Genomic DNA, 12,255 nt, shown 5'->3' on the forward strand with positions numbered 1-12,255 from the left:
CACAGGTGGCGGGGCCCGGCCGGGTCCCGCCACCTGTTTGATCTTGGGTTATGTCAGCGCAGCCAGACGGTGCTGTTGGCGCCGAGTTTGCCGTCCACCAGCGGGGCGCTGCTGACCAGGACGGTCCCTGCCGGAAGGTCGACGGCGGTGTCCCCGAAGTTGGTCACGGACTGCCAGCTACCGGGGCGGCGGAAGTGCAGGACCTCCGGGTTTCCGGTCTCCACCCACTCCAGCTCCTCGCCGGCCTGCAGTTCGCGGCGCAGCTTCAGGGCAGTGCGGTACAGCTCCAGAGTGGAGTTTTCGCTGCCGTCCTGCGCCTCCACCGCATACTTGCTGAACCAGTCCGGCTGCGGCAGGTGCGCGCCGCCGTCGCCAAAGCCGAATGAGGTCCCTTCAACCTTCCAGGGCAGGGGCACCCGGCAGCCGTCACGGCCCACCTCAACGCCCCTGTTCCGGAAGAACGCGGGATCCTGGCGCTCGGAGTCCGGAATCTCCGCCACTTCCTGCAGGCCCAGTTCCTCGCCCTGGTACAGGTAGGCCGAGCCGGGCACAGCAAGCATCAGCAAGGTGGCGGCGCGGGCACGGCGCTCGCCAAGGTCCACGTCGAGTTCTTCCTTGGGTCCGCCAGCCAGCAGCCAGCCTTTCCCGTCCTGACCCTTGGCGTGCTTCTTGCCCTTGGACGCCTTGGGCAGGCCATAGCGCGTGGCATGCCGGACGACGTCGTGGTTGGAGAAAACCCAGGTGGAGGACGCGCCGGTCGCGGCGGCTTCGGCGAGGTTGCGGGTGATGATTTCGCGGAAATCCTCGGCATCGAAGTCGGCCTGCAGCAGGTCGAAGTTGAAGGCCTGGCCCAGGCCCTCCGGGCTGGCATAGCGGGCACGGCGGGTAGCGTGCACCCATGCTTCGGCGACGGCGGTGCGGGGCGGGTTGTACTCGTTGAAGACTTCGCGCCATTCGAGGTAGATGTCGTGAACGTCGTCCCGGTCCCAGAAGGGGTGCGAACCGTCGTCGAACCCGTCCGTCCCCGAGTTGGCCTCGGTCAGCTCCACCTTGGAGATGAGCGGCTCGGTGAGGTCCTTGGTGAGGGCATGGGCCACATCCACGCGGAAGCCGTCGACGCCGCGGTCGGACCAGAAGCGCAGGGTCTTGAGGAAGTCGTCGCGGACCTCCCGGCTGGCCCAGTTCAGGTCCGGCTGCTCCTTGGCGAAGATGTGCATGTACCACTGGCCGGGGGTGCCGTCCGGCTCGGTGATGCGCTCCCAGGCCGGGCCGCCGAAGACGGAGTCCCAGTCCGACGGCGGGAATTCGCCGTTGGGTCCTTTGCCGTCACGGAAGATGTAGCGCTCCCGCGCGGCGGAACCCTTCGGCGCGGCGAGCGCCTCTTTGAACCATTCGTGCCGGTTCGAGGAGTGGTTGGGGACGATGTCGGCGATCAGCTTGATGCCGGCGGCGTGCAGCGCCTTGGCCATCTCGTCGAAGTCCGCCAGCGTGCCCAGCTTGGGGTCCACGTCGCGGTAGTCGTCCACATCGTAGCCGCCGTCGGCCAGGGCCGACGGATAGAAAGGGCTGAGCCACACGGCGTCGATCCCCAGCGCCTTCAGGTACGGGACCTTGGCCGTGATGCCCCTGATGTCACCCATGCCGTCACCGTTTGAATCGGCGAAGCTGCGCGGATAGATCTGGTAGACCGCGGCCTGGCGCCACCAGTTGGGATCGGCCAGACGATCGGAATCGGACAGGGTTGCCAGCGTGGCAGTGGTGGACAAAGGATGATCCTTTTCTCTTGTTTGGGTTGTTCTTGCTGGGTGGATAGGTCTGGCTATTTAACGGCCCCGCGCATGACTCCGGACAGTACCCAACGTTGGGCCAGGATGTAAACCACCAATGTGGGTGCCATGGCCATCAGGTAGGACGCGAACGCGAGGCTGTAGTCCGTATTGAATTCGCCCTGGAACAGCATCTGGACCACGGGGAGGGTCTGCAGGGCCGGGTCGGCGATCATCATCTGCGGCAGCAGGAAGTCGTTCCACGAGCCCAGGAAGGCGAAGATGCCCACCGTGGCGTTCATGGGGGCCAGCAGCGGGAAGATGATCTTGCGGAATACCTGCCACGTGGTGGCGCCGTCAATCCGGGCCGATTCCTCCAGCTCCACAGGTATGGACCGGACGAAGGCGATGTACAGCAGCGCGTTGAACGAGATCCCGCCCAGCACGTGCAGGAAGACGACGCCGGCCGGGTTGTCCAGGCCGAGCAATGCCGTCTGCTTGATCAGCGGAAGGATGATCACCGGGAACGGAATGAACATGGCGGACAGAAGGTACACAAAGGAGCCGCGGAAGAACCGGTGGTTCCAGTTCCGCGCGATGGCGTAGGCAACCAGCGAACTGCAGGCCAGCGAGCCCAGGACGCTGAAAACGGTGACGAATGCCGTGGACATAAAGGCCCGGGGGAAGTTCGTGGCCACGTAGGCAGCGGCGAAGTTCTCCCAGTTCAGCGGGTTCGGCCAGGCAAGCCCTGTACCGGTGCCGATCTGGTCCGGTGACTTCAGCGCCATGGCCACGGTGAAGTACAGCGGCAGCAGGACAGTCAGCGAAGCCACCAGCATCAGGGCGGTGAGCCACCAGTTGATCTTGAAGCCTTCGCGGCTGGACGGGCGTTTTGTGAGGACGCGGGCGCTGCGCTGTGGAAGTAGTGATGCGGTCATTAGAGAGATACCCCCGGCGCTGGATGAGGCGCAGCTGGATGACGGAGATCAGCAAAGTGATCAGGAAGTAGATGACCGCATTGGCCATCTGGTAGGAATAGTCGCCACCCGTGAAGCCGGAGAAGATGCGCATGGCCACTGACTGGGTTGCCATGCCGGGTCCGCCGCCGGTGAGGCCCACGATGATCTCGTAGGTCCCCAGGAATCCCTTGAACCCGAGGATCACATTGATGACCAGGTACCCGAGGATGAGGGGCAGTGTGAGGCTCAGGAACTGGCGGAAGCTGCCGGCACCATCCAGGTCCGCGGCTTCGTAGACCTCCGCCGGGACGCTCTGGAGCCCGGCGAGGAAGATGATGGTGGCTCCGGGCGCGGCCTGCCATACGGTGACAAGCACAATGGCCAGCCAGGCGAGGTTTTCGTTGGCCAGGATGCTGGTGGCAAGCGGCGTTAAGCCGAACCGTTCAGCGAGCACCGGCAGGGTGTTGGAGAACAGGTAGTTGAAGACAAACGACACCACCAGGGCTGAGAGCACCATGGGGATGAAGAACACGGTGCGGATGCCGGTTCGCCACTTGATTTTCGCATTCAGCCCAAGGGCGATCGCCAGGGCCACGATATTGACCACCACGGTGGTGGTCAGGGCAAAGACGAACGTGAAGATGTAGGACTGCAGGATTGCAGGGTCCTTGAAGATGTTGACGTAGTTGGACAGGCCGATGAACTTCCAGTCACCGTAGCCTGCGTAGTTGGTAAGGCTGAAGAACACACCAACCAGCGCTGGCAGGGTGATGAAGAAGGCGAAAAGTGCGAGGACCGGCACCACCATCCAGTAGTACGTGGGGTCGATCCGGCGCTTGGACCGGATGGCGGGCGCACGGGCGGGCTCGTTGTGCGCGGCCGTGGCTGTCTCGGCCGGCAGGGCAGTTGCGGTCATGGGGGCTCCTGGAATCGTAGTGGGCATCAGACCGCTGTCCGCTCGGCGACGCGGCGCCATTCGTCGTCGACCGTGGTCAGGAACTGTTCACCGTTCTTGTTGAAGACGAAGGACTGGATGTAGTTGTTCATGGGGACCGACGGCGGGAAGTACGTTCCGGCGCCCTGGTAGTAGCGGCCTTCGGCCACGTGGGCGGCAACACCGCGGAGATGGGGGTTGCTCACGGCAGGGGCGCCTACCAGCGGAGAGAACGCCGCGTTCTTCTCGTTGTACCTGTTGACCACGGACGGTTCCAGCAGGTAGTTGAGGAACCTCTCCGCAGCGGCCCTTTTCCGCGTGTTCCGGGTGATGGAGAGGGCCATGTCCACGTTGACGCGCACCTTGGTCTGGTCCGGGTCGTTGGTAACCGGCAGCGGAAAGGTGCCCAGCTTGATGTCCTTGTTGGCCTGAACCAGCTGGGAGAGCGCCCACGGCCCCTGCAGATACATGGCGGCCTGGCCCTTGCCGAAGGCGGCATTTCCGTCAGAGTAGTTCTTACTGGCCGCCCCGTTCTGTGAGTAGGACGCAAGCTGCAGGATTTTTGGCAGCGAGGAGCGGTAGTGATTGCTGAATGACTCGGGGGCGGACTGCGGGATGTTGGCCCCCTTGGCCATCAGGTCCCGGAAGAATCCCCCGACGTCCAGCATTCCGCCGGTGACGTAGTCGAAGGCACCCTGGCGGAGGGTCCAGGCGTCCTTGAACGTCCCGTAGATCGGCGTGATGCCTGCTGCCTTGAAGGTCTCACACGCGGCGATGAAGGCGTCCCACGTGGTTGGAACAGCCACACCGTGGGCTGCGAAGATGTCCCGGTTGTAGATGACCCCGGCCGCAGCAATGGAGAACGGCAGGGCGCTGGTTTCGTTCCCCTTGTATTGTCCCCACGAACTGATGAGGTCCTGGAACTTCGGATCGACAGTCTTGGCCACGGGAAGGCCGGACAGGTCTGCGAAGATTCCCTTCCGGACGAACTCAGCCGTTTCGGTCGCGAATCCCCGGGTCACGACGTCGGGCGGATCGTTGCGGACCAGGCCGGGGACGAAGTTGCCCTCATTGAAGTCCTGGATGACCCGGAGATCCGGGTTCAGGGCTTCGAAGTCCTTGATCACCTGGTTGAAGTAGCCCACCACCTCGGGCTTGTTCTGCATAAACCGCAGGGTGGTGACGCCGGCCTGCTGCCCTGCGCCGGCGGCGCAGCCGGTGAGGGGAAGGAAGGCGGCTGCTCCGGCCAGGCCGGCCGCCCGGAACAGCGAGCGCCTGCTGGCCAGTGTTGCGGGCACGGTGCCGCTCACAGGGCGGGAGCCGACGGACGGCAGGGAGAGGACTGTGGTGAAGGCGGGCAGTGCTTCGGGATGCGGTTCACTGTTGCTCCTTTGCAAAGGCTGAATGAAGGATTTTGAAGACCGGTGGCTCGGCGGCCGTCCGGCCCACCTGGCCAAGCATTGTTTATTTGGAATCTAAATTTAGTTTCTCAAGTATTATGTGGTGCAGAACACAGGGGGTCAACACCATGTCCGAAATTTCCGTCGCAACGCCCCAGTTGCTCAGGCGCGTGAGTGCCGGAGCCGTCCTGGATTTTCTGCGCGCGTCGCAGGCCGTAACGGTCACCGACGTTATGGAAGCCACCGGACTGACCCGGGCCACGGCCATCTCCGTGTGCGAGGACCTCATGCACCGAGGCTGGATCCGGGAGCTGGAAAACCAGCGGGCCTTCGGCGGCTACCAGAAAGGCCGGCCGGCACGGCGGTTCGAACTCAACGAACGCGCAGGCTACGTTCTGGGCATGGACGTGGGTGTCTCCAAGGCCACCGTGGTGGTGTCCGACCTTCGCGGAAAGGCCCTCGGCAGGTCCAGCCAGCCCTTCGCGGAAGCAGACATCCCGGCCGAGGAACGCATCGCCGTCATTGACCGCACCGCCATGATGGCCCTCCACAGCGTGGGAGCCTCCCCCGATTCCGTTCTGGCGGTCTGCGCCGGCATTGCGGCGCCGGTGGACCGTAACGGCGAGGTGCTGGTGACGCAGCACTTCTGGGGACTGTTCGACGTCGGCCTGAAGGCCGCCCTGCGGGACCGGCGGGGCTGGGCGCTGCTGCTGGAAAACGATGCGAACCTGGCCGCCCTGGGCGACCGCTGGCGGGGCGCCGCTGCCGGCGTGGACGACGTCGTGGTCATCCTCGCGAGTGAGCGCCTCGGGTCGGGCGTGATCGACGGCGGACGGCTGCTGCACGGCCGCGGCGGAGGCGCCGGCGAGCTTGCCTTCCTCGACAGGCTGGAGGGAGTGGGAGACACCTACGGAATAGCGTCCCTGGCCAGGAGATGGGCCGCAGAGGCGCTTGCGGGCAAGGCCAAGACGTCGCTCCGGGATCACGCCGCCAAAGGCGCGGAAGCAGAGCACGTCTTCGCGGCCGCCGCGGACGGCGACGCCGTGGCGCTGAAGATCCTTGAACGGCTGGCCGACAGGATGGCCCGGATCATCGGGGCCGTCGCCACCATGATCAACCCCGAACTCGTGGTCATTGGCGGGGCCGTGGCGAACTCCGCCGGCGTGCTGCTCGAGCCGATCGCCAGGCACCTGACCAAGTACACCGCCACTCCCCCGCGGGTGGCGGTCTCGCCCTTGGGGGATTCAATCGTGACCGTGGGAGCCGTGCGGTGCGCCCTCGACTACGTGGAAAAGAACACCCTGGACCTGGAGCTCGCGGTTCCGGAGTAGGCTTCGTGCTCCAACGGCGCGAAGGGACATTTGAGGCCCGGAGCCGCATCGGTTCCAGGGGCCTCAGCCGTCCCTTCGCGCTGTGTTATTCCAGCGTCGCGGCCGGTCCCTCTCGGCTACGGCTGCGGCTCCAGCGCGGCGGCAATCGGGAGTGTGCCGTCACGGAATTCGATGGTCCGCCCCGCCGTTTCGGGCAGGTCAAGCACCGCGGCGGCCACACTGGCCGTGTTGCTGCGGGAGGTTGCCCGGCTGCCGTCCGTTCCGGGGTCCACTTCGATGAGTCCTGTTCCCGGCTGGTCCGTCAGCGTCCCCGGACCCAGGATGGTCCAGGCCAGTGAGGTGCCGCGCAGGTACTCATCCGCCGCTGCTTTGGCGTCCGCGTAGGCAAAGAAGCTGTTCTCGGCCGGAACGCCATGGTCCGGCCCCGCGCCCAGGTAGGACACCATCACATAACGCCCGACGCCGGCCTCCGCCGCCGCGTCCATCGACCGGATGGCCGCGTCACGGTCCACCGCATAGGTGCGTTCCGGGCTTCCTCCCCCGGCCCCGGCGGACCAGACCACGGCGTCATGGCCCCTGAGGGCGTCGGCGATTGCGGCCGTCGTCGAATTTTCAACGTCCAGGACCGACGGCGTAGCGCCGGTAGCCGCGACGTCTGCGGCATGGTCCGGGTTGCGGATGATCGACGTGACCCTGTGACCTTCGGTTGTAAGAAGCGTGGACAGGTGGAGGGCCACTTTGCCGTGGCCGCCAATGATAACGATGCTGGTCATGCCCCCATTCTGCCCCTTATGCCTGTGTGCGGTAGCGGAGGTAGACCACGCCGTTTCCAAAGGTGTGCTCTTCGAGGAGTTCCAGCCGCAGGCCCTGCCCGTCCGGCAGGAAGCGAAGGCCTCCTCCCACGGCCACCGGATTGAGGAACACGCGGCATTCCTCCACCAGCCCGGCCCGGAGCGCGGCAGCGGCCAGCGTGGGGCCGCTGATGCTGATGTGCGCGTCCGTGGCGTTCCTGAGGTCCCGGACGGCGTCGGGAACAAAGGTCCGCTCGATCCTGGTTTTGGCCGTGGATGCGGCGGTGAGGGTGGTGGAGTAGACAACTTTGTCTGCCTCTTGCCAGATCCGCGCGAAGTCCCGGATGTAGTCCGGCTGATCGGGGGTATCGAAGGTTTCCCACGCAGCCATGACCTGGTACATGCGGCGGCCGAAAAGGTAGGTGCCCACATCGCGTTCGAGATCATTGACGAACGTATGGACTTCCTCGTCCGGCTCGCTCCAGCTGAAGTTGCCGTTGCGGTCCGCGACGTAGCCGTCCAGGGACATGATGCCTGAGTAGATGAGCTGGCCCATCCGCCCATTGTGCCGCCGTCGCCCGCCGGTGGATAGGCGCACCCTTCATTTGATGGTGAACTGCTGCGCCATGGTCCAGAGGTTGGTGGTGGTCCAGTAGATCAGGACGCCGATTGGGAAGAGTACGCCGCCCACACCGAAGACGAACGGCAAGATGTACATGATCACCTTCTGCTGGCGCGCGAGCGGATTGTCTGCGGCATCGTCAGGCACGGTCCGGGCCACGATCCGTCGTTGCGTGATGAACTGCGCGGCCGTCATGGCCAGGATCATAACGATAGTCAGTACCAGGACCGCCGCTGGGTCGCCACCACTGCCGTGCAGCACGGACGCTGACAGCGGGGCGCCGAAAATGCTTGAGTCGTCGAACTGCACAGCCTGTTCGTGGGTCATCGCTCCGATGCCGTGGGCTTCCCTGGCTGCGGCTGGGATGCCGGAGAGTACTTGGAAGAGCGCGAAGAAGAACGGCACCTGGATGAGCATCGGCAGGCAGGCGGACAGCGGATTGGTCCCGTGTTCCTTGTAGAGGGCCATCTGTTCCTGTGCCATGGCCTGCCGGGACAGCTGATCGGTCTTGCCCTTGTACTTTTCCTGCAGCCTCTTCAGGTCCGGCTGCAGGAGCCGCATCCGGCGCTGGGCCTTGACCTGCTGCAGGAACACCGGAATCAGGGCGGCACGGATGATCAGCACCAGGCCGATGATGGACACAGTCCACGTCCAGCCGCTGGCCGCAGGCATCCCCATGCTGCTCAGGACGTCATGGATTCCGACCATGACGGCGGATACAAGCCAATTGAACGGACCCATGATGGTTCCGAAGAAGTCCACAACAATCCCCCATCGCCACGTGCAGCAAAGCTACGGCGAAAAGGAGCACTTGTCACGGCCTCGCGCCGCCGCAAACACACGGTCCTGCGGGGTTTTTGGGATCGGAACTGTTCGCGACCTCCGGGACATGGTCGCGTCCCTGAATTGTAGACGCCCGTCTACGGGTACCAACGTTGTCAGGACGATGACCTGCGGCCTCTCACCGAATGTCAGAGCATCGGGATAGAGGCCAGAGATTTCCGACCGCCTGAGGCCTGTTGTGCCGGCGAAAGGATCAGAAGTCTGTACACGTCGTGGGCTGCGTCCACCATTTGCAGCTTGTTCGGCGAATGCCGGGAGCTGTGCAACCGTCCGCGCGGCGGGATTCCTGATGGACTTGAAACTAGGGAAAGCCCTCTATGTCGTTCAGTAAACCATTACTCCATCGTTTTGACTAACTCATCGACGCTAGCTACGCTCATGCGGGGGTGCCGGTTAAAGGAGGGAATAAACTTTCCGCCGGCTCGCTCAAATAAGGGGGAAAATCTAAATGGGAACAGCACTTCAGCTCATGATTCCTGGGGGAGCCGTTATTGAAGCAGACATCAAACGTCGCTTTGACGAATCACTTGTTCGGTTTGATGCCTGGTATCTCGTGGCAGTTGCTATCTTGATTGTGGTCGGAGGCGCTGTGCTGCTCGGCATGGCTGCGTGGTGTGTCATCTTCCAGAATAAGCGCTTCAGCGGCCGGTTCTACTTCAATAATGGCTTTGAGGTCTTCATGGAGTGTGTGTAACTAGTTAGGTACTAGGGGAGCCTGTGGAGGTCTGCTTGGCAGGCTCCCCTTCACTTGGGAATTAAGGCAAAATTTGTGAAGACTATACTCGACGTTAGCAAGGTTTCATTTTCGTATGGATCCGGGCCGATCGTCCTGTTCGAAACAGACTTAGTCGTTGGCGAGGGCCAGATTGTTGGACTCGTAGGTCCCAATGGCTCGGGGAAATCAACGTTGATCAATTTAATTTTTGATAACTACCAACTTAAGCGGGGACGAATTCAGCTGTCCGGGCAGGATCACCAGCAGTTGGATGCGAAGAAGTCAGCTATTTACCTGCCCAGCGAAGACTTTCTTCCTGACTTTCTCACCGGACGCGAGTACTACCGGGCAGTCGAGCAAATGTATGGAACGTCCGAGGTCAGTGCTGATGAGGTCAGCGCAGTATTCCAAGCGTTAGGCATGGACGGACGGGAGGAGCACCTGATCGAAGACTACTCACACGGAATGAGGAAGAAGGTGCAATTCCTAGCCGCATTCCTCCTGGATCGACCCCTAACGGTTATCGATGAGACCTTCAACGGAATCGACCTGGACGCACAGCGCTATTGCGCGCGGCGTCTTGCTGAAATGAGAGAACGTGGCAGGGCTGTCTTGCTGTGCACGCACGACTTTTCAATACTCGAGGAGCTTGCCGACGATGTTGTTGTGATGAAGAAAGCCCTGATATTGGATCGGATTTCCATTGAGGAGTTGCAAAAAGAGGGGACAACGCTCAAGTCATGGGTTGATGAGATGCTGTTCGGAAGTGAGCATGAAAGCGTCTAATACCCTCCTACTTGTTCGCCTGCTGACGACGTACATGCGTCGGCGTGTCCTTTCACATGGCCTCTTGCGGGATTCATTTTTCAGGCTGGGCATTGCGGCTGCTGCAATCCTCACACTGGCAGCTCTAACCCTGTTTGCTTTCCTCTTCCTGTCGCCGGTGGTGGGCAACGCAGGCACTCTGGAGTTTCTCGTCCGCATAGCGAGCATTTCAACGGTCAATTGGACCATCCTCGCCTTCCTCTTCGTTCGAGTCCTTTTCGGTCGGTCGTCTGACATGATGGCTTTCACATGGCAGCTTCCTTTGACGAACCGGCAGCGGTCGGCTGCCTTGACAACGTTTGAAGCTCTTATAATTCTCGGAATCATCGGACTCGTATTCGTCCCTGCTAGTATCGCGGTAGTCATTCTGACCGGATTTACAGGGTTAATCTTCATTCTAGAAGGTATTGCTTTTCCCGCGGTATGTGCTTTCACTGTGCTTCTGATCATAAACAACCTTGTTATGAGGATCCTGAACGCCCTAAAACTGTCTCGTATTGCGACTCTTGTTAGCTTGGTCGTATGCGCCACGTTGTTGGGAACGTTCGCTGCAATAACGCAGACACTCGCGAATGTTATGTCCGTCGATTTTCTAGAGCGGCGCCCTGGCTACCACTTCACCGACAGCTTCGTTACTTTGGGTAGGACCTACGGAGACTTTGCGGCTGTCATTGCCTTTTTCGTTATAGCTATTTCGACCGGGATTATCGCTTGGCTAACAATCCCAGACTCATATACGACGGGACGGAAGTTCTTTGGAATCAGCTTCCGTCATACATGGACGTCCACAGAACTTGGTTGGTACGTCCTGGCATGGATTCGGCGGGCGGATACATGGTTGGCAATAGTGGGGACGTATGCCGTTGCGGCAGTACTGTTAGTGCAAGCACCTAATAACCTTGTATATTCAGTTGGTATCCTGACTGCCCAAGCCCTCTATCATTTTTCTGCAACCCGGTCACTCAGGCGCCTTCCTGGAACCGCAGGATCGGCGGGTCGAACGCTGCTCCTGCTGCTAGGTTCTCAGGTTATTGGCGTGGTCGTAGTATCGCTGCCGATTGTGGTAGTCGCCATTTTGACTGGCACTACTCTAATGCAGATTCTGCTTACGTTGGGTTCATGCATCAGCGGTGTAATCTTGCTAAATCTCCTCGGAATATTGTTTCCGCAGGACCGCGATAACCCTTTTTCAGCGATAGTGAGCTACCTCGTCTGCCTCCTTATTGTTGCCACGTTGGTTGTGGTTTTTGGAGTCATTGATCTGCCGGCGACAGTTAGCGCTGTACTTATTGGCGTATTCCATGCCGCGGGCTTGTACTATTCTCTTTTGGGTATTCAGACTGCAACACGGAAGGCGCGCTATGCGTAAATTGTTTTTGGGCGTTAATGCTTTGTTTGGTGGGGCGATCCTCACCTTGATTATTGCCGCAGGTGCACTCTTGCTACTAATGGCGACGACTCCGGAAGCTGGCGTTCGCAAAGAAGGTCTGTTTGGTGGCGTTTTCTTCAGCTCCACGACGTCACCCAGCGGCAGCATCGGCATGTCGCTGGGGATAAGTTCGTGGACTAGCATTGCGACGGTTTGGCTTATATGCAGCCTTTTCATTTTTGCCGTTATTCTTGTAGTTGCCAGACTCCGTCGGTACCGTGCGTCGCTTATTGCACAGTCGAGTTCGTAGCGACTCGGCTTATATGCCGACGGCGCGCGCAGTCAGGATACTTGGACTACATGTGGGCTTGTGGGCTGCGGTCGCAGCGTTCTTTCCTGTTGTAGGCATAATCTTTGGCTTATCAGCTAATGATTCCATCTTGGTGGGGCTGTCTGCAGAGTTGGCCGTCCATGTGGTCTTTGGCTTTGGTGGTTCCTATCTTCTGCATGAGGCGGGACATATTGTCTTGTTGACTAGGTACCCGTCTGTTGAGGGAATAGATGTAACAGCGTCGTGGACTCGTTTCTCCGTTCATCCCCGTGGTAGTCTCAGCCCGCTCCAAGTGATAGCCGTCGGATTAATCGGCCCCGTCGGTTGCTTCGTGATAGGCGCCGGCTTATGGCTGCTCGGTTCTAATCT

11 protein-coding genes and 1 pseudogene are annotated in these 12,255 nt (G+C 61.1%); 5 read left to right on the top strand and 7 right to left on the bottom strand.

The features are described from left to right. Positions 1–53: 53 nt before the first annotated feature. The 4 genes and pseudogenes from NIBR502772_RS18515 to NIBR502772_RS18530 form a co-directional block, all read right to left on the bottom strand. Entirely contained in the window at positions 54–1,766 is a 1,713-nt protein-coding gene (locus NIBR502772_RS18515; protein ID WP_141141256.1) for a glycoside hydrolase family 13 protein, read from the bottom strand. Between the two features lie 53 nt (positions 1,767–1,819). Then, entirely contained in the window at positions 1,820–2,704 is an 885-nt protein-coding gene (locus NIBR502772_RS18520) for a carbohydrate ABC transporter permease (RefSeq protein WP_141141257.1), read from the bottom strand. A gap of 10 nt (positions 2,705–2,714) precedes the next feature. Continuing rightward, positions 2,715–3,641 (bottom strand): annotated as a pseudogene (locus tag NIBR502772_RS18525) (carbohydrate ABC transporter permease); the annotation flags it as partial. A gap of 26 nt (positions 3,642–3,667) precedes the next feature. Further along, positions 3,668–5,056: an ABC transporter substrate-binding protein gene (locus NIBR502772_RS18530; protein WP_246848582.1), complete on the bottom strand. Its 1,389-nt coding sequence runs from the start codon at positions 5,054–5,056 to the stop codon at positions 3,668–3,670. Positions 5,057–5,187: 131 nt separating this feature from the next. Here NIBR502772_RS18530 and NIBR502772_RS18535 point away from each other — a divergent pair, with 131 nt between their 5' ends. Beyond that, a complete protein-coding gene (locus NIBR502772_RS18535; RefSeq protein ID WP_141141258.1) occupies positions 5,188–6,390 on the top strand; it encodes an ROK family protein in 1,203 nt (400 codons plus the stop codon). A 116-nt stretch (positions 6,391–6,506) separates the two neighbouring features. Here NIBR502772_RS18535 and NIBR502772_RS18540 read toward each other — a convergent pair whose 3' ends face one another. Genes NIBR502772_RS18540 through yidC form a run of 3 tightly spaced genes read right to left on the bottom strand, consistent with a single transcriptional unit; the run spans position 6,507 to position 8,565 of the window. Then, positions 6,507–7,163 (bottom strand): SDR family oxidoreductase, encoded by a 657-nt coding sequence (locus NIBR502772_RS18540; protein WP_141141259.1) that lies wholly within the window; start codon positions 7,161–7,163, stop codon positions 6,507–6,509. Positions 7,164–7,179: 16 nt separating this feature from the next. Next, on the bottom strand, positions 7,180–7,737 hold the full coding sequence (locus tag NIBR502772_RS18545) for a dihydrofolate reductase family protein (protein ID WP_141141260.1): 558 nt from the start codon (positions 7,735–7,737) through the stop codon (positions 7,180–7,182). Between the two features lie 45 nt (positions 7,738–7,782). After that, positions 7,783–8,565, bottom strand: a complete 783-nt coding sequence (gene yidC, locus NIBR502772_RS18550) for a membrane protein insertase YidC (RefSeq protein WP_141141261.1) — start codon at positions 8,563–8,565, stop codon at positions 7,783–7,785. Positions 8,566–9,094: 529 nt separating this feature from the next. Here yidC and NIBR502772_RS18555 point away from each other — a divergent pair. The 4 genes from NIBR502772_RS18555 to NIBR502772_RS18570 all read left to right on the top strand — a co-directional run bounded on the left by NIBR502772_RS18555 (position 9,095) and on the right by NIBR502772_RS18570 (position 11,865). After that, positions 9,095–9,340, top strand: coding sequence for a hypothetical protein (locus tag NIBR502772_RS18555; RefSeq protein WP_141141262.1), 246 nt, complete (start codon positions 9,095–9,097; stop codon positions 9,338–9,340). A 75-nt stretch (positions 9,341–9,415) separates the two neighbouring features. Next, a complete protein-coding gene (locus NIBR502772_RS18560) occupies positions 9,416–10,147 on the top strand; it encodes an ABC transporter ATP-binding protein (protein WP_168223571.1) in 732 nt (243 codons plus the stop codon). Beyond that, complete coding sequence (locus tag NIBR502772_RS18565) at positions 10,134–11,555, top strand: hypothetical protein (RefSeq protein ID WP_141141264.1); 1,422 nt, start codon at positions 10,134–10,136, stop codon at positions 11,553–11,555. The genes NIBR502772_RS18560 and NIBR502772_RS18565 overlap by 14 nt, the downstream gene beginning before the upstream one ends. Next, the gene (locus NIBR502772_RS18570; RefSeq protein ID WP_141141265.1) at positions 11,548–11,865 is read left to right on the top strand and encodes a hypothetical protein; all 318 of its coding nucleotides are present in this window, start codon (positions 11,548–11,550) and stop codon (positions 11,863–11,865) included. The genes NIBR502772_RS18565 and NIBR502772_RS18570 overlap by 8 nt, the downstream gene beginning before the upstream one ends. Positions 11,866–12,255 lie beyond the last annotated feature (390 nt).

It is taken from the genome of Pseudarthrobacter sp. NIBRBAC000502772 (assembly GCF_006517235.1).
GTDB lineage: Bacteria > Actinomycetota > Actinomycetes > Actinomycetales > Micrococcaceae > Arthrobacter.

Coding starts and splice junctions, on each gene's coding strand:
- NIBR502772_RS18520 (WP_141141257.1), bottom strand. CDS start 2,704: ATGACCGCATCACTACTTCCACAGCGCAGCGCCCGCGTCCTCACAAAA.
- NIBR502772_RS18535 (WP_141141258.1), top strand. CDS start 5,188: ATGTCCGAAATTTCCGTCGCAACGCCCCAGTTGCTCAGGCGCGTGAGT.
- NIBR502772_RS18540 (WP_141141259.1), bottom strand. CDS start 7,163: ATGACCAGCATCGTTATCATTGGCGGCCACGGCAAAGTGGCCCTCCAC.
- NIBR502772_RS18545 (WP_141141260.1), bottom strand. CDS start 7,737: ATGGGCCAGCTCATCTACTCAGGCATCATGTCCCTGGACGGCTACGTC.
- NIBR502772_RS18555 (WP_141141262.1), top strand. CDS start 9,095: ATGGGAACAGCACTTCAGCTCATGATTCCTGGGGGAGCCGTTATTGAA.
- NIBR502772_RS18565 (WP_141141264.1), top strand. CDS start 10,134: ATGAAAGCGTCTAATACCCTCCTACTTGTTCGCCTGCTGACGACGTAC.
- NIBR502772_RS18570 (WP_141141265.1), top strand. CDS start 11,548: ATGCGTAAATTGTTTTTGGGCGTTAATGCTTTGTTTGGTGGGGCGATC.